General features: G+C 66.1%; 14 protein-coding genes. 8 read left to right on the forward strand and 6 right to left on the reverse strand.

The window, feature by feature from the left end; translation table 11 throughout:
- Nucleotides 1-257: 257 nt before the first annotated feature.
- The 4 genes from dctP to D4754_RS13710 all read right to left on the reverse strand — a co-directional run bounded on the left by dctP (nucleotide 258) and on the right by D4754_RS13710 (nucleotide 4034).
- Entirely contained in the window at nucleotides 258-1292 is a 1035-nt protein-coding gene (dctP, locus tag D4754_RS13695; RefSeq protein ID WP_205589640.1) for a TRAP transporter substrate-binding protein DctP, read from the reverse strand.
- A 96-nt stretch (nucleotides 1293-1388) separates the two neighbouring features.
- Entirely contained in the window at nucleotides 1389-2726 is a 1338-nt protein-coding gene (locus D4754_RS13700; RefSeq protein WP_121064481.1) for a TRAP transporter large permease, read from the reverse strand.
- The gene (locus D4754_RS13705; RefSeq protein WP_121064482.1) at nucleotides 2723-3235 is read right to left on the reverse strand and encodes a TRAP transporter small permease subunit; all 513 of its coding nucleotides are present in this window, start codon (nucleotides 3233-3235) and stop codon (nucleotides 2723-2725) included. The genes D4754_RS13700 and D4754_RS13705 overlap by 4 nt, the downstream gene beginning before the upstream one ends.
- A 34-nt stretch (nucleotides 3236-3269) precedes the next feature.
- A complete protein-coding gene (locus D4754_RS13710) occupies nucleotides 3270-4034 on the reverse strand; it encodes a DeoR/GlpR family DNA-binding transcription regulator (protein ID WP_121064484.1) in 765 nt (254 codons plus the stop codon).
- A 177-nt stretch (nucleotides 4035-4211) separates the two neighbouring features.
- On the opposite strand from D4754_RS13710, the gene D4754_RS13715 reads away from it, so the two are divergent.
- From D4754_RS13715 to D4754_RS13725, 3 genes are read left to right on the forward strand one after another with little or no spacing between them, the layout of a single operon-like run.
- A complete protein-coding gene (locus D4754_RS13715; protein ID WP_121064486.1) occupies nucleotides 4212-5567 on the forward strand; it encodes an NAD(P)/FAD-dependent oxidoreductase in 1356 nt (451 codons plus the stop codon).
- Nucleotides 5560-6747, forward strand: a complete 1188-nt coding sequence (locus D4754_RS13720; RefSeq protein ID WP_121064488.1) for an NAD(P)/FAD-dependent oxidoreductase — start codon at nucleotides 5560-5562, stop codon at nucleotides 6745-6747. Before D4754_RS13715 ends, D4754_RS13720 begins: the two co-directional genes overlap by 8 nt.
- The gene (locus tag D4754_RS13725) at nucleotides 6744-8159 is read left to right on the forward strand and encodes an FGGY family carbohydrate kinase (protein WP_121064490.1); all 1416 of its coding nucleotides are present in this window, start codon (nucleotides 6744-6746) and stop codon (nucleotides 8157-8159) included. The genes D4754_RS13720 and D4754_RS13725 overlap by 4 nt, the downstream gene beginning before the upstream one ends.
- Nucleotides 8160-8180: 21 nt before the next feature.
- Here the strand turns inward: D4754_RS13725 and D4754_RS13730 are convergent, their stop codons facing one another.
- On the reverse strand, nucleotides 8181-8771 hold the full coding sequence (locus tag D4754_RS13730) for an exopolysaccharide biosynthesis protein (protein WP_121064492.1): 591 nt from the start codon (nucleotides 8769-8771) through the stop codon (nucleotides 8181-8183).
- 240 nt (nucleotides 8772-9011) lie between these two features.
- Here D4754_RS13730 and D4754_RS13735 point away from each other — a divergent pair, with 240 nt between their 5' ends.
- Nucleotides 9012-9722, forward strand: a complete 711-nt coding sequence (locus D4754_RS13735) for a GntR family transcriptional regulator (protein ID WP_121064494.1) — start codon at nucleotides 9012-9014, stop codon at nucleotides 9720-9722.
- 2 nt (nucleotides 9723-9724) lie between these two features.
- Here D4754_RS13735 and D4754_RS13740 read toward each other — a convergent pair whose 3' ends face one another.
- On the reverse strand, nucleotides 9725-10147 hold the full coding sequence (locus D4754_RS13740; protein ID WP_121064496.1) for a nuclear transport factor 2 family protein: 423 nt from the start codon (nucleotides 10145-10147) through the stop codon (nucleotides 9725-9727).
- A gap of 229 nt (nucleotides 10148-10376) precedes the next feature.
- On the opposite strand from D4754_RS13740, the gene D4754_RS13745 reads away from it, so the two are divergent.
- From D4754_RS13745 to D4754_RS13760, 4 genes are all read left to right on the forward strand, one after another.
- Nucleotides 10377-11549, forward strand: coding sequence for an ABC transporter substrate-binding protein (locus tag D4754_RS13745; protein WP_121064498.1), 1173 nt, complete (start codon nucleotides 10377-10379; stop codon nucleotides 11547-11549).
- Between the two features lie 85 nt (nucleotides 11550-11634).
- Nucleotides 11635-12510, forward strand: a complete 876-nt coding sequence (locus D4754_RS13750; RefSeq protein WP_121064501.1) for a branched-chain amino acid ABC transporter permease — start codon at nucleotides 11635-11637, stop codon at nucleotides 12508-12510.
- 10 nt (nucleotides 12511-12520) lie between these two features.
- Nucleotides 12521-15013: a branched-chain amino acid ABC transporter ATP-binding protein/permease gene (locus tag D4754_RS13755; RefSeq protein ID WP_121064503.1), complete on the forward strand. Its 2493-nt coding sequence runs from the start codon at nucleotides 12521-12523 to the stop codon at nucleotides 15011-15013.
- Complete coding sequence (locus D4754_RS13760; RefSeq protein WP_121064505.1) at nucleotides 15010-16227, forward strand: amidohydrolase family protein; 1218 nt, start codon at nucleotides 15010-15012, stop codon at nucleotides 16225-16227. The genes D4754_RS13755 and D4754_RS13760 overlap by 4 nt, the downstream gene beginning before the upstream one ends.
- Nucleotides 16228-16231 lie beyond the last annotated feature (4 nt).

Below are 16231 nucleotides of genomic sequence, written 5' to 3' on the forward strand. Positions count from 1 at the left end.
CGGGAAACGGGGCGCCGGATGTCTGGCAGGGTCAATTCTGAATGAACCATATATCGGCAATGTGACGACTCACCCACGGAATTTCTGGCACGCAGAATTTCTGCACGATCCGTGGGGGCTCCCGCCAGCTTGGAGCGTGGTTCCCGGCCGGCGCTGCGCTACAACCGTCGCTGAACCGGGAAAATCGGGAACGGCGTGAACGAAAAACCCCCGCGCCGGGGCACGGGGGCTTCGGTTTTCGGCAGTGATGCCCGCGATCAGCGGTAGGGGTAGCCTGCCTTTTCCATGGTCGCGGCGTATTTCTTGAACGCGTCGACAACGCGCTTGGGCCGGTCGCCCTGCGCCGCGATCTGGTCCCAGAAGACTTCGGCGTCCTTGACGACCTGGTTCCATTCCTCGGGCGGGATCGAGGTCAGCTCCATCTTCTCGCCTTCGACGCGCAGCAGCGCCTCGCCGCCCCAGTACCAGCCGGCACGGTAATAATGCGACTGGTCGATGCTCATCAGGTAGAGCTCCTTCAGGTGCGGCGGCACCTTTTCCCAGCTTTCGGTGTTGGCGAAATACGATCCGAACCATGCGCCGGTGACCGAGTTCGTGAGCGCGTAGTTGCACAGATCGGCCCAGCCGACCTCGTAGGCTTCGGTGAACCCGCACCAAGCCACGCCGTCCAGTTCGCCGGTCTGCAGCGCGACTTCCACGTCGTCCCACGGCACGGTGACGGGGATCAGGCCGTATTGCGACAGGAAGCGACCGGCGGTCGGCACACCGAACACGCGCTTGCCGCGCATGTCTTCGAGCGAGCGGATGGGTTCCTTCGTGAAGATGTGCAGCGGGTCCCATGCACCGGCTGACAGCCACGTGACATTGTCGACTTCGCTATAGGCTTCTTCCCAGATCTCCTTCAGGCCGTAGTTCTGGAACAGGGCCGTCACATCCAGCGAATAGCGGGTGGCGAACGGGAAGTAGCCGCCGAAGACGGCGATATCGACGGGCGAGGCCATCGTCGCTTCATCCGACTGCACGGCGTCAATCGTGCCGTTCTGCAGCGCGCGGAACAGTTCGGCCGTGGGGACAAGCTGGTCGGCGTAGTAAAGCTCGATCTCCATGTCGCCATTCGCGGCCTCGTTGAAGGCATCGATCTGCGGCTTGATCACGTGCGCGCCCAGCGGGGCGCCGGAATAGGATTGCAGTCGCCACTTGATCGGGCCCTGCTGCGCGATGGCGGCAGGCGCGGCCAGCGCCGACGCGGCGCCGACGGCGGAACCGGCCAGGAACTTCCGGCGTGTACTCAGGATCTTTTCCGAAGGGGATTGTTTCTTGGTGTCAGTCATGTCCGGGTCTCACTCTCTCTGTTGAAGTCTTTTGGTTGGGTCTTGGGGTCGTCATCGTCACCGCGTGACCTGCGGCAGCCACAGGGCCAGTTGCGGGAACACCATCACCAGCGCGATGGACGCGGCCATCATCAGCACGAAGGGCCAGATCGACCGGTAGATGTCGGACAGCGTGATCTCCTTCGGCGCCATCGAGCGCATGAGGAACAGGTTGTAGCCGAAGGGCGGCGTGATGTAGGCGATCTGGCAGGTCATCGTGTAGAGCACGCCGAACCAGATCAGCTGCGCGTTGCCGCTGCCCATGCCCAGATCCAGCGTCTTGACCAGCGGCACGTAAAGCGGCGCCACGATCACCAGCATCGCGGTATCGTCCAGGAACATGCCCATCACGATGAACGACAGCTGCATCATGATGATCACCTGCCAGGGTGTCAGTTCCCACCGCGTGATGAACAGGCTTTCGATGGCGCGCACCGCGCCGATCCCGTCGAAGACGGCGCCAAAGGCGAGGGCTGCCAGGATCAGCCACAGGAACATGCACGAAATGCCCAGCGTCTTGCGCGCGGTGTCGTGCATCATCCGGAAGCTGAACCGGCCCTTCAGAATCGCCGCCAGCGTCGCCGCCGTGGCCCCCACGGCGGAGCTTTCCACCAGCGACGTGTAGCCCATGATGAACAGACCCGTCATCGCGAAGAAGATCAGGAAGGGGATGATGCCGAACCGCAGAAGCTTCAGCTTCTCCGACAGGGGCATGTTCAGTTCGTCCTCGGACACGGTCGGGGCGAGCTTGGGGTTAAGCTTCGTGCGCACGACGACATAGATCACGAACATCGCCGCCATCATCAGCCCCGGGATGACCCCCGCCAGCCAAAGCTGCGACACCGGCTGCCGTGCGATCATGCCATAAAGCACCATCACGACCGATGGCGGCACAAGAATGCCCAGCGACGACCCGCCCTGCACCACGCCCGTGATCAACACCTTGTCGTAACCCCGGCGCAGCATCTCGGGCAGAGCAATCGTGGCCCCGATGGCCATGCCCGCGACCGACAGCCCGTTCATGGCCGAAATGATCACCATCAGGAAGATCGTGCCGATGGCCAGCCCGCCGGCCATACGCCCGAACCAGACATGCAGCATCTTGTACAGGTCCTCGGCGATCCCCGCCTCGGACAGCACGTAGCCCATGTAGATGAACAGCGGCAGCGTCAGCATCGGGAACCAGTTGAAGAGCTTGAACGCGGCCGAAAACGGGATCTCGATCCCGCCGGTGCCGTACAGCATCAGCACCATCGCCGCGCCCACGGCCCCGATGGCGCCGAAGACGCGCTGGCCGGTCAGCAGAAGCACCATCGTGGCGCCGAACATCGTCAGCGCGATCAGTTCCGGATTCATGACAGCACCTCACCGCGCAGCGCGGCCACGTGCTTGAAGACCTCGGAAATCGTCTGGGCGATCATCAGGAAGATGCAGCCGACCATCAGTGCCTTGATCGGGATCATCGACGGGTTCCACATGGAAAACCGGTGCTCATCCGTGTCGATCGCGTATTCCAGCGAGGAAATCGAGCCGATGCACAGCACCACAAGATAGAACATCAGGCAGGCCGAGGTGATCAGGTCGATCCGGTGCTTGCCGCGTTCCGACAGACGGTCATACAGCAGATCCATGCGGACATGATCGCCCTCCTTCAGCGTCTTGGCGCCGCCCATGAAGTAATAGGCCGCCAGCGTGAACTGCGCCGCCTCGATGCACCAATGCAGCGGGATGTCGATGACGTTGCGGGTGATGGCGTCGAGCAGCAGGATGCCGACCATCAGGAAGATCAGGTACATCGCGACAACACCCACATAATCGGCAAGGCGATCGACGGTGCTGACATACAGTCGGATGGGCTTGGGCATGCTGTCCTTCGTTCGTACTTCACTTGGGGGCGGGCTACAGAACCTCGGCCCCTGCGGCTTTCAGGGCGGAATAATGGGCCGAGGGCGGCATGCCCTCGGTCAGAACAAGCTGAACGGTCTCCAGGTCGCAAACATGGAACCCGGCGCACCGCCCGAATTTCGACGGAACGGTCAGGAAGCAGACACTCTGTGACACCTTGATCATCGCGCGCGCGACTTCTGCTTCGTCGGGGTCGGCATCCGTCACGCCAAGATCCGCATCGATGCCCGTGGGCGTCAGAATCGCGTGGTCTGCGCGGAAGCGGCCGATCTGTTCCACGACCATCGGTCCCACCGTCTGGCTGTTGGCGCGCCCAAAGGCCCCGCCCAGCAGGTAGACGCGGTTGTTGCCGGACGCGGAAAGCGCCTCGGCCGCGGCGACGGAATTGGTGATGGCGGTCAGGCCGGGGATGCGTGCGAGCACGGAGCAGGCGATCAGCGTGGTCGACCCGGTATCGAGAAACACTGTTTCGCCGGGGGACACGACCTGTGTCAGCTTTTCGGCAAGGTTCTGTTTTTCCTCGCGCTCCTCGGTCATGCGCGCGTCGAACGGCGCTTCGACATGAAGGCGCGGGCGGTCCCCGATCCGACGCGCCCCGCCGTGGACCTTGCGCAAAAGGCCCAGTTCCTCAAGCTTCGTCAGATCGCGCCGGATGGTTTCGACGGACACGTCGAAACGTAGTGCCAGGTCATCGACGCTGACATTGCCCTCGACCGCCACCAGATCCGAAATCTGTTCTCTGCGAACCGAACCCTTCACGGATCAATCCACCCCTGCGCTTGAAAATACGCCATTTGCACAAGTGTCAGGCGCCCGTGTCAAACAAAAAATTGACTGAGTGGGCAATATTGGCATGAAAAATTGACTGATCAGGCGATACTGGTTAGAAATGTTGCAAACCATGCCGGCACACGCCCGGCCTGCCCGGAGCGGCGGATGACACAGACCTATGATGTTGCGATAATCGGTGCCGGCGTTGTCGGCTGCGCGATTGCCCGCCGCCTGACGCTGGATGGCGCGCGGGTGGTGGTGCTGGAAAAGGGGGCCGACATCCTCGATGGCGCGTCCAAGGCCAACAGCGCCATCCTGCACACCGGCTTCGACGCGCCCGAAGGATCGGTGGAGCTGGCCTGCATTCAGGAAGGTCATCGCGAATACGAAACGCTGCGGGCGGGGATGAACCTCCCGCTCGACCGCTGCGGGGCGCTGGTGCTGGCCTGGACCAAAGAACAGGAAGCGCGCCTGCCCGCGCTGATCGCGCACGCACGGGCCAACGGGGTGGACGATGTCGTGCCGCTTGGCCGGGCCGAGGTGCTGGCACTGGAACCGAACCTCAACAGCACGCTGCGGGCCGGGTTCCGGGTGCCGGGGGAAAGCCTGGTCGACCCGTGGTCGGCGCCCCATGGCTACCTGTTGCATGCGCTGCTGAACGGCGCGGATCTGGAACGGTCGTGCGAGGTGCAGGGCGGGACCTTCGACGGGGACCGCTGGACGCTCGCCACCTCCAAGGGGCCCGTCGCCGCGCGCCATGTGGTCAATGCCGCCGGTCTCTATGGTGACCGGATCGACCAGATGCTGCTGGGCGAGGCGCATTTCACGATCCGCCCCCGCAAGGGCCAATTTGTTGTCTACGACAAGAGGGCGGCTCGGCTGGCGCGGCACATCCTGCTGCCGGTGCCCACCGACAAGACCAAGGGCATCGTCGTGTGCCGGACGATCTGGGGCAACCTGCTGGTCGGCCCCACCGCCGAAGATCAGGACGACCGCGAAACCGCCGCGCTGGACGCACCCACGCTGAAGATGCTGGATGCAAAGGGCGCCGAGATCCTGCCGGCACTGGCGGACGAAGAAGTGACGACGATCTATGCCGGCCTCCGCCCCGCCAGCGAGTTCAAGGACTACCAGCTGCGCACGCATGAGGGTCGCAACATGATCACCGTCGGCGGCATACGGTCCACTGGCCTCAGCGCGGCGCTGGGACTGGCGGCGCATGTCGGGCGCACGCTCGCCGGGGAATATCAGGCTCTTCCCGACCCCACGATCCCGCGCATGGCCATGCTGGCGGAAGACCAGACCCGCGACTGGCAACTGCCCGGCAATGACGGCGTGCTGTGCCATTGCGAAAAGGTTACCTTCCGTGAAGCCCGCGCCGCGCTGACCGGCCCGTTGGCCCCGCAAAGCTTCGCCGGGTTCAAGCGCCGCACCCGCGCGACGATGGGCCGGTGCCAGGGCTTCTATTGCGGACAGGCGGTGCAGGATCTGCTGGACAGCGAAGGCCCCGGCCATGACTGAATTCGACGTCATCATTATCGGCGCCGGACCCGCCGGCCTGTCCGCGGCGACGGAACTGAAACGGCTGGGCGTGGCCCGCGTGCTGGTGCTGGAGCGTGAACGCGACGCCGGGGGCATCCCGCGCCATTGTCTGCATTCCCCCTACGGCATGCGCGAATGGCACCGGGTGATGTTCGGCCCGGCCTATGCGCGCCGACTGGTGGACGAGGCGCGCGAAGCCGGCGCCGAGATCCGCTGCCAGACCACCGTCACGGCCCTGCGGCCGGGGGGGGAGGTCGAAGTCTCCTCTCCCGACGGCGTTCACATCCTGACCGGCCGTGCCGTCCTTCTGGCCACCGGCGCGCGCGAAACGCCCCGCGCCGCGCGGCTGGTCGGCGGCACCAAGCCCGGCGGCGTGATGAACACCGCAACGCTGCAGGGCTTCGCCACGTTCTCGGGTGGTCTGCCATTCAAGCGCCCGGTGATCGTGGGAACGGAGCTTGTTTCCTTCTCGGCGCTCGTCACCTGCCTGACCCACGGCGCGCGCCCCTCAGCGATGATCGAAAGCGGTGCGCGGCCCACCGCCCGCGCCGTGATGGCCCTGGCGCCGCGGCTTATGGGCGTTCCTTTGCGCTTCGGAACGACGATCACCGCGATCCACGGGCGAACGAGGGTGGAGGCCGTGACCCTCGACACGCCCGAAGGCGCGCAGGACATCCAATGCGACGGCGTCGTCTTCACCGGCGGGTTCCGCCCGGAAAACGCGCTGCTCCGAAACAGTCCGCTGGCCGTCGATGCTGGCAGCCTTGGCCCCCGGATCGACCAGTACGGGCGCCTGTCCGATCCCGCCTATTTCGCCGCCGGCAACGTACTGCACGCTATCGAGACGGCGGGCTGGTGCTGGAACGAAGGCCGCCGCGTGGCCCGCACCATCGACGCCGCCCTGCGCGGCGCGCTTCCGCCATTGGGAAGCACGCTCATCACGGCCAAGGCCGATACGGACGCCATAAAGTTCGCCCTGCCGCAGGTTCTGAGCGCATCGGATCCCTCTGTCGCGCCTGCCTTCGACCGGATGCAGCTACGCCTGTCCCGGGCCTATCGGGGTGACATTGTCATGGGCAGCACGACCCATCGCGTGGAGTCCCGCCCCGAACGGCGCATCCTGCTGCCCCTGCCGCGCGTGACGGAGCCCGGGCCATGACGATCCTTTCCATCGATCAGAGCACGAGCGCGACGACGGCGTTCCTGTTCGCGGAGGACGCGGCCCCAAGGGAGATCTTCCGCCGCCCACACCGCCAAATCTATCCGCGTGAAGGCTGGGTGGAGCATGACCCGGTCGAGATCCTGTCGAACATCCGCGCTGCCATCGCGGCCGGAAAGGCGGCGGGCGCCATGGCAATCGGCCTCGCCAACCAGGGCGAAAGCTGCCTTGCGTGGGACAAGCAGACGAAACAGCCGCTGACCCCGGTCATGGTCTGGCAGGATGCTCGGACGGCCCAGGTGTGTCGTGACCTTGAAGCGGCAGGACATGGCCCTCTGGTGATGGACCGCAGCCGCCTGCCGCTGTCGCCCTACTTCTCGGCCGCGAAGCTGGCGTGGTGCTTTCGGAACGTCCCCGACGCTGCCGCGCTTCTGGCCGCCGGTCGCCTGCGCCTTGGCACGACCGACGCCTATTTCCGCGACGCGCTGACAGGCCGGGGGGAGACGGATGTCGCCACCGCCTCGCGCACCTCGCTGATGAACCTTCAGACCTGCGACTGGGACGCGGATCTGTGCGGCCTCTTCGGTGTCCCGATGCAGGCGCTGCCGCCCATCGGCGATTGCAATGGCAACCTTGGGCACGTGGACGGCCTGACACTGGCCGGCAGCATCGTCGATCAGCAGGCCGCCCTGTACGGGCACGGGGTGCGCGACACGGGTGGCACCAAGATCACCGTGGGCACGGGCGCCTTCGCGTTGACGCTGGCCGGGAACCATGTGCCCGCGGCCGGCACCGCGACCGTGCCCTCGGTCGCGTGGCGCCGGCAGGGAGAGCCCGTGCAATACGCCATCGAAGGCGGGGTCTTCACCGCGTCCTCGGCGCTGAACTGGGCGAAGGATCTGAACCTGATTGGGGATTTCGCTGAAATCGAGACCTTCGCCGATCCGCCGATGATCGACCGTGGCCTTGTCTTCGTGCCTGCGCTGTCTGGCCTTGGCTGCCCGCACTGGAACGACCGCGCGCGGGGCGGCTGGCTGGGCCTTGGCCTGTCGCACACCCGCACGGACCTGGCGCAGGCGGTGTGCGAAGGCGTGGCCCTGCGCATCGCCGAAGTCGTGACCGAGATCGAGCGGAACTGCCCTGTCGCCGTTCCCGTCAGCATCGACGGGGGCATGACCGGCAGCGAAGGGTTCTGCCAGTTCCTGGCGGATGTGCTGAGAAAGCCGCTGCGTGCTGCGGCGTTCGGGGAACAGACGAGCCTTGGCGTGGCCCTTCTCGCCGCGGAGGCTGTCGGGACCCGATTGTCCTGGATGACAGAATGCACGGACATCGCACCGGCCCGGGACCTGTCTTCTTACCGCAAGAGGTTCGGCGCCGCCGTGGCGCTTGTGGAAGAATGGTCCCAAAGCTGACGGCCCGGGGTGGCGGTCCGGTTAACCCCCCAGCCACGACGCAAGCGAAACGATCAGGCCGATCGCGGCCAGAGCGTAGGCGGCCAGCATCAACGCGCCATCCCGCACTGTCAGGGCCAGCCCGATCAGCGCGATGGCGGCCATGGGGGCGGTGCTGGCAAACGGGATCAGCTCCAGCGGCGGCACCGTCGTGCACAGAAGGATGACGATCACCGCGCCGATCCGCTTGGCGCCGTGGGACGCGAAGCGGGGCAGGCGTTCGTGAAACCACTTGTCGAGCCAGTCGGCCACGGGCCGCATCTTGTCGGTGGTCTTGCGAAGCTTGTCGCCCGGGATGGTCTGCCGTTCCAGGACGTCCGGCAGCCAGATATGCTTGCGGCCGATGGCGATCTGGGCGGCAAATAGCACGATGATCGCGGCCAGAAGCGTGGGCATGCCCGGGATGCCGCCTATGGGCGAGATCTCGATCAGCGCGGGCACCGTCAGGAACGGGCCGATGCCGCGGTGGCCAAGGTTTTCGGCGATGGTGCCCACGCGGACTTCGCCCCTGGCGCTTGCGGCGTCGCCGAGGTCGTCGAAGATCTTGTTCACCTGATTGTCGGTATCTGCCATGCGCTCTGTCCTGTCCTGTCCGATCGTGATGTGCCGTGCATCGGTGGAAAGGGCTGGGACAGGCAATTGTTCCGCAATCGCCGGAAAGCGGGCAGCGTCCTTGGCCGGGAGGCCGATGTCGCCCGGCCGGTCGTTGCCGCCTCTTCCGCCGCATCGCGGCATGGCGGGGCGGGGGACGGGCTTGCGAGCGGTCGCCGGACGTGTCAGCGTCTGTGACGCAACAGGAGAGCAGGGACAGTCATGGTGCCGCGCCAGCCCCCAAAAAGCCGGTCTGAACTGATCTGCGTGGCCCTGCGGTCGGCCATTCTGGAACGCGCGCTGCAGCCTGGCATGAAGCTGCCCGAGGATTCGCTGGGCGAACGGTTCGGCACCAGCCGGACCATCGTGCGGCAGGCGCTGGAGCGCCTTGCGGCCGAAGGGCTGGTGGAGCTGCGCCACAACCGCGGCGCCGCCGTTGCCATGCCCAGCCTCGAAGAAGCGCAGGACCTGTTCGAACTGCGCGCCCAGATCGAGGACCTTGTGATCATGCGTCTTGCCGCCGGGCTGACCGCGGAACAGGAAGCGGCACTTGAAGCCCACATCGCGCGCGAGGAAGAAGCGCAGTCGGGGCCGGAGCCGATCTCGATCCGGCTGGCGACGGAGTTTCACATCCTCATGGCGGACCTCACCGGCAGCCCGGTTCTGGCGCGCTATGTGAACGAGGTCGCCTATCGCTGCGGGCTGACCCTGTCCCAATTCGCGCGGCCCCATTCAACCGTCTGCGGGATACAGGAGCACCGCGACATCCTGGCCGCGCTGAAATCCGGCGACGTGGTCCGCGCGCAGGACATCGCCCGCACGCATCTTGAGGCCGTCTCGGCCCGTGCCCAGTTCAAGGGGGCCGAGATCAACGGGTATTCCTACCTCGATGCGCTGGAACCCTATGCCAGCGGCGTGCGCAACAGCGGCTGAGCTTACGCCTCGATCCCCCGTGCTGTCAGGATGCGTTCGGCGCTGTCGTTCCAGACGTCCATCTTCACGATCTTGCCGTCTTCGACGACGAAGCGGTCGACATAACGGTTGCCTTCGAAGGGCGTGCCATCGGGCCATTCGCCGTACAGGTAGCCCGTGGAATAGACGACCGTCCCTTCGGCCCCCTGCGCCACGTCGAACTGGCGCATGTCCTTCTTCACCCAGGCATAGCGGCCCGCGTTGAAGCCAGACGGCCCCGACGGGTGGTGATAGACGCGGCCGCCGGTGAAGGTGATCGTCACTTCGTCGGCCATGTAGGTCGCCGCGCGCTCCGGGTCGGGGACCATCGACGTTTCAAGGTAATCGCGGACGATGCGCGCCTCTTCGGGCAGGGTGTCGTCGTCGGGAGCTGGTGTCTGCTTCATCGTCAATCCTTCCATCACGGGATGATTCGATCCTGCCACCCCCTGCGGACCGGTCCTATATGCATGCGATAATTTCATACAAGTTTTGCATGCAATCCGCTCAAACTCTGTGCATCGGACGTGCGATTGCGGCGGTTCTCTCGTTTTGTGGCCAGCCCGTGTTTGACAGCCGGACCCGCGCCGGTGGCGATGAAGGCACGTAACCGCCTTCACACCGGAGACACCGACCATGCACGTCCGACGTCCACTATCCCGCCGCACGATCCTGGCCGCCGCCGCCGCACTTGGCTTGGCCTCTGCCGTTCCGGCCACCGCGCAGGAAGATCCGATCAAGATCGGCCTCGTCGCCGCACTCAGCGGCCAATCCGCCAAATCGGGGGAAGCGATCACCCGCGGCATCACGCTGGCGCTGGACAAGATCAACGGCGACGGCGGCGTGCTGGGCCGCCCGCTGGAGCTGATCAGCCGCGATGACGAAAGCAATCCGGGCAAGGGCCTGGTGGCCGCCCGCGAACTGGTCCAGCGCGAGGACGTCGCGGCGCTGATCGGCGGGCTGGATACGCCGGTATCGCTGGCCATCGTGCCGTTCGCGAACCAGTCCAAGGTGCCCTTTGTCGGCCCGTGGGCGGCCGGTACGCCTATCACCAAGAACGGCGCTGAAGAAAACTATGTCTTCCGCGTGTCCGCCGTGGATGAAATCGTGGACGAGGCGATCACCGAATACCTGGTGACGAAATACGGCGCCAAGAAGCCGGGGATGATCCTGATCAACAACCCCTGGGGTGAATCGAACGAAAAAGGTCTGACGAAAGCTCTGGACGCGCGCGGCATGGAGCACGCAGGCATCGAGAAGTTCGAAAGCAACGATGTCGACGTGACGCCGCAGCTGACCCGCCTGAAGGAAAACGGCGCCGATGGCCTGTTCATGGTGGCCAATGTGGCGCCTTCTGCGCAGGTGGTGAAATCGCTCGACAAGATGGGATGGGACGTGCCGATCGCGTCGCATTGGGGTCCCGCGGGCGGCCGCTTTACCGAACTGGCGGGCGACAGCGGCGAGAAGGTCCACTTCATCCAGACCTTCCTCTTCACCGATCCCTCGCACCCCCTGTTCGTGAAACTGCAGGAGAAGTTCCCCGAAATCGAGACGCTGGCCGACGTGACCCCCGCGACCGGCATCGCCAACGCCTATGACGCGACCCTGCTTCTGGCCGCGGCGATCGAGCTTGCAGGCTCCACCGACGGCCCGGCGATCCGTGATGCGATGTACAAGATCGAAGGCGTCGAAGGCGTGATCAAGACCTATGACACGCCGTTCTCGCCCGACAATCAGGATGCACTTGGCCCCGACGATTACGTCCTGTCGCAGTTCGTCGACGGACAGATCATCCCGCTGAAGGACTGACGTCCGACCATGAAGACGGGGTTCCGGGCATCGTCCCGGGACCCTTTTCCGCCGCTCGATGCGGCCCAGGTCCCCGGAGCAGGACATGACCCTTTTGACCACGGCCCTTGTGACCGGGCTTGGCCTTGGCGCGATGTACGGGCTGATCGCGCTTGGCTTCCAGATCACCTATTCGGTCTGTTCCCGGGTGAATTTCGCCCAAGGTTCCATGGTGATGCTGGGGGCCGTTCTGGGCTACGTCCTGACCCAGCGCGCCGGTCTGCCGGTGATCGTGGCCTACCCGCTGACGCTGGTGGGCTGCGGGCTGATGGGGCTTCTGGTGGAATACCTGTTGATCCGCCCCTTCGCGATCCGTGGCTCGGACGCGTGGCTGATGGCGACCGTCGCGGGCGGTATCCTGCTGGACAATGCGGTGCTGTTCACCTTCGGGAACGAACCGCGCAGCCTGCCGTCGCCGCTGGTGGGGACGACATGGCAGATCTTCGGCACCGGCGTCTATCCGCAGCAGATCCTGATCCCGGTCGTGGCCGTGGGGCTGGCGCTTGCCCTTCAGATCCTGTTCCGCCGGACCCGACAGGGCCGGGCGCTTCTGGCGGTGATGCAGAACCCGGAAGCCGCGCGCCTGATGGGGATCAACACGACCGCAATGATCTCCGGCTCCTTCGCCTTGTCGGCAATGCTGGCCGGTGTGGCGGGGCTGCTGATCGCGCCGCTCCTCTCCGTGCATTCCGATATGGGCACGCTTTTCGGGATCAAGGCCTTTGCCGTCGCGATCCTCGGCGGCATGACCTCGGCCTCTGGCGTGATGCTGGCCGGGTTCCTTTACGGTCTGGTCGAGGCGCTGGTGACCACATACCTCGGGTCCTCCTACACCTATATCGTCGTCTTCGGGCTGCTGATCGCGGTACTGGCGGTCAAGCCCAACGGCCTGTTCGGCACCGCCGCGCTGAGAAAGGTCTGATCCGGTGCGCATGAGCGAAGCACGGGGGCTCGACCTTCTGATCCTAGGCCTGACATTGGCCGCGCTGGCTCTTCTGGGGGCCGTCAACAGCTACATGCAGTTCATCTTCGGGCTGGTGGCGATCTGGACGATCCTGTGCACCGGGCTGAATGTCCTGTTCGGGCTCACCGGGCTGGTCTCGCTTGGCCAGATCGGGTTCTTTGCCATCGGCGCCTATGCCCATGCGATCCTGTTGCAGGCCGGGGTGAATTTCTGGCTGTCGCTGCCGGCCGCCACGGCCATATCCGCCGCCGTCGGTTGCGTGCTGGCGGTGCCGGCGGTGCGGATGGGCGGGCCGTTCCTGGCCATGGTGACCATCGCATTCGCCTTCATCGTCGAACACCTGGCCATCGAATGGCGCGATCTGACGGGCGGGCAGAACGGGCTGTTCGGCTTCGACGCGCCCGTGATCCTTGGCTATGCCTTCAGCGAAACCGACCTTGTCCGCCTTGCCATGGTGCTGGCCGCGCTGGGGCTTTTGGCCTACCGGCGCCTGTCGGTCAGCGGCTGGGGCTTTGCCATGTCGGCTTTCCGCGATCAGGAGATGTCGGCCGGGTCGCTGGGCTATGATCCCTTCGTCACCCGGCTGGCCGCCTTCGCCATCGCTGCCGGAGCGGCGGGGCTTGCGGGCGGCCTTTTCGCCTCGTTGATGCAGTTCATCGCGCCGTCGAACTTCGTGCTGTCGCAGTCGATCCTGTTCCTGTTTGCCGTGATCCTTGGCGGGGCCGGGACGGTCCTTGGCCCGCTGGTCGGCGCAGGCGTCGCGGTGTTGCTGCCCGAATTCCTGTCGGGCCTCGCAGAATACCGCCTGCTGTTCTTCGGCGCGCTTCTGATCGCCGTCCTGCTGGTTGCCCCGCGAGGGATCGTGGGCACCGTCGCCGCGTTCCTGCCCCGCCGGGCGCAAAGGGTGGAGCCTGCATCGGCTGAGGACAGTATGGCCTTCGTCACGCCCGAAACCCCGCAGGGTTTGGAGGTGAACGGTCTCGGCATCGCCTTCGGCGGCGTCCGCGCGGTGAACGGGGCCAGCTTCACGGCAGTGCCGGGAGAGGTCACGGCCGTCATCGGCCCCAACGGCGCAGGCAAGACGACGCTTCTGAACATGATCTCGGGCTTTTACCGCCCGGGTGCGGGGCGGATCGAAACGCTGGGCACCGACATCGCGGGTTGGTCAATGCATGCCACGGCACGGCACGGGATCGCGCGCACCTACCAGGCGACGCGGCTCTTCGGAACGCTCTCGGCCGAGGAAAACGTGCTGGCGGGCTTCCCCCGCGGCCGGTTCGGCGGTGTGTTCACCGCGCTTGGCACGCCGAAGCGGCGCGCGATGGCGCGGGGGCTTTTGCAGCTGGTGGGCTATGACGGAGACCCCGGAACACGGGCCGCCGATCTGCCCCATGTGGACCGGCGGCTGGTGGAGATCGCCCGCGCGCTGGCCATGCGACCGGGCGTGCTGCTGCTGGACGAACCGGCCGCCGGGCTGATGCAGGGCGACAAGCGCGCGCTGTCCGATCTTCTGTGCCGGTTGGCCGACACGGGGATCGCCGTCGTGCTGGTGGAACATGACATGGAGCTCGTCATGGGCATTTCCGACCGCATCCTGGCCCTGGACGCGGGCGAGCCCATTGCCTTCGGCCCCCCCGCCGCCATCCGCAGCGATGCCCGCGTGATCGCGGCCTACCTGGGCGAAGGCACGCTTTCGGTCGCTGCCCGCGCGCTGGACCATGAACCGGGCGCGATGGACCGTCTGATCGCCCGCGATCTGTGTGCCGGGTACGGCGCCGCCGACGTCCTGCAATCGGTCAGCCTGCGGGTGGGGCAGGGGGAGATGGTCGCACTGCTCGGCGCGAACGGCGCCGGCAAGTCCACCTTCCTGCGCACCGTTGCGGGGCTGATGGCTCCTACCGGAGGCCGGGTGATCCTTGACGACGCGGCCATCGGCGGCCTTCCCCCGCACCAGATCGTCGACCGCGGGCTGGTGCTGGTGCCCGAAGGTCGACAGGTCTTCCCTGACCTTACCGTCCTTCACAACATCGAACTGGGCGCCCATCGCCGGGTGGACCGGCCGGGGCCAGAGGAACTGGAAGCCTTGCTGAACTGCTTCCCCCGCCTGCGCGACCGGCTGCACAGCCCCGCCGGGCTGCTGTCGGGCGGCGAGCAGCAGATGATGGCCATCGCCCGCGGCCTGATGGCCCGGCCGAAGCTGCTGCTGCTGGATGAACCGTCGCTGGGCCTGGCGCCTGCAATGGTCGAGGAGCTCTATTCCATCCTTGCCGAACTGCGCGACGAGGGGGCCACGATCCTGCTGGTCGATCAGATGGCCTCGCTGGCTCTGGCGGCGGCGGATCGGGGCTACATACTGGAACAGGGCCGCATCGTGGCCGAAGGCGCGGCGCGCGATCTGCTGAACGACGAAGCGCTGATCGCGGCCTACCTGGGCGGCGGACAGAAGGAGGCCGCCCAATGACGCTGGACCTCGTGATCCGCAACGCGCTTCTGGCGGATGGCGCGGCGCCGGTCGATCTGGGCATCCGGGGTGGCCGGATCGCCGATATCGCGCCCTCCATCGCCTCGGACGCGCGTATCATCGACGCCGATGGCGGGCGGCTGATCCGGGGCTTTGCCGACAGTCACCTGCATCTCGACAAGGCCTGCCTGCTGGACCGCGCGACCAATCCGTCGGGCACGCTGAAGGGTGCCATCGACGCCGTCAGCCGCGCCAAGCAGGATTTCACGGCAGAAGACATCTACGCGCGCGGCGCAAGGGTGCTGGAAAAGGCGATCTGCCAGGGCACCACGCTGATCCGCACCCATGTGGAGATCGACCCTGTCGTGGGCCTTGCCGGCTTCGAGGCGGTGCGCAGGCTGAAGGCCGATTACGCCCGTGCGCTGGAGCTTCAGATCTGCGTCTTCCCGCAGGAAGGGCTGCTGAACAACCCCGGGACCGATGACCTGCTCTGCGCCGCGCTGGACGCCGGCGCCGACCTGCTGGGCGGCTGCCCCTATACCGACAGTGACCCCAACGGCCAGATCGCGCGCCTGTTCGACATGGCGCGTCACTACGACGTGGACCTGGATTTCCACCTGGATTTCGATCTGGATACCAGCTGGCGGCACCTGGACGAGGTCGCCCGCCAGACCATCGCGCACGCCATGCAGGGCCGCGTCGCCATCGGCCATGTCACCAAGCTGTCGATGCTGCCCCCACCGCAGCTGGAGGAGACCATCGCCCTGATGCGCGATGCGGGGATCGCGCTGACGGTGCTGCCGGCGACGGATCTGTTCATGATGGGGCGCGACCGGACCGAAGCCGTGCCGCGCGGCGTGGCCCCGGCGCACCGGTTCCACGCGGCGGGGCTGTGCTGCACGGTGGCCACGAACAACGTGCTGAACCCGTTCACGCCCTATGGCGATTGCTCTCTGCCCCGGATGGCGAACCTCTTCGCCAATGTCGCCCAGATCGGCGATCCGGCGGGGCTGTCGGACGTGTTCGACATGATCAGCGCCGCGCCCTACCGCCTTCTGGGGCGCGAGGCCGGGATCAGAACCGGAGATGCCGCCGACCTTGTCCTTCTGCCATGCCCGTCGGGGGCCGCGGCAGTGGCCGAGATCTGCCGTCCCGTCTGGGGCATGAAGGCCGGCCGCATGACATTCGAGGCCCCGCCGCCGCGACTGCTGTGATGCG

Source organism: Chachezhania antarctica, from assembly GCF_003646465.1.
Taxonomy (GTDB): domain Bacteria; phylum Pseudomonadota; class Alphaproteobacteria; order Rhodobacterales; family Rhodobacteraceae; genus Chachezhania; species Chachezhania antarctica.

Excerpts from the sequence above, each read along its gene's own strand:
- D4754_RS13730 (WP_121064492.1), bottom strand. The coding sequence starts at position 8,771 with ATGGCAGATACCGACAATCAGGTGAACAAGATCTTCGACGACCTCGGC.
- D4754_RS13745 (WP_121064498.1), top strand. The coding sequence starts at position 10,377 with ATGCACGTCCGACGTCCACTATCCCGCCGCACGATCCTGGCCGCCGCC.
- D4754_RS13750 (WP_121064501.1), top strand. The coding sequence starts at position 11,635 with ATGACCCTTTTGACCACGGCCCTTGTGACCGGGCTTGGCCTTGGCGCG.
- D4754_RS13740 (WP_121064496.1), bottom strand. The coding sequence starts at position 10,147 with ATGAAGCAGACACCAGCTCCCGACGACGACACCCTGCCCGAAGAGGCG.
- D4754_RS13735 (WP_121064494.1), top strand. The coding sequence starts at position 9,012 with ATGGTGCCGCGCCAGCCCCCAAAAAGCCGGTCTGAACTGATCTGCGTG.
- D4754_RS13705 (WP_121064482.1), bottom strand. The coding sequence starts at position 3,235 with ATGCCCAAGCCCATCCGACTGTATGTCAGCACCGTCGATCGCCTTGCC.
- D4754_RS13725 (WP_121064490.1), top strand. The coding sequence starts at position 6,744 with ATGACGATCCTTTCCATCGATCAGAGCACGAGCGCGACGACGGCGTTC.
- D4754_RS13755 (WP_121064503.1), top strand. The coding sequence starts at position 12,521 with ATGAGCGAAGCACGGGGGCTCGACCTTCTGATCCTAGGCCTGACATTG.
- D4754_RS13720 (WP_121064488.1), top strand. The coding sequence starts at position 5,560 with ATGACTGAATTCGACGTCATCATTATCGGCGCCGGACCCGCCGGCCTG.
- D4754_RS13715 (WP_121064486.1), top strand. The coding sequence starts at position 4,212 with ATGACACAGACCTATGATGTTGCGATAATCGGTGCCGGCGTTGTCGGC.
- D4754_RS13700 (WP_121064481.1), bottom strand. The coding sequence starts at position 2,726 with ATGAATCCGGAACTGATCGCGCTGACGATGTTCGGCGCCACGATGGTG.
- D4754_RS13760 (WP_121064505.1), top strand. The coding sequence starts at position 15,010 with ATGACGCTGGACCTCGTGATCCGCAACGCGCTTCTGGCGGATGGCGCG.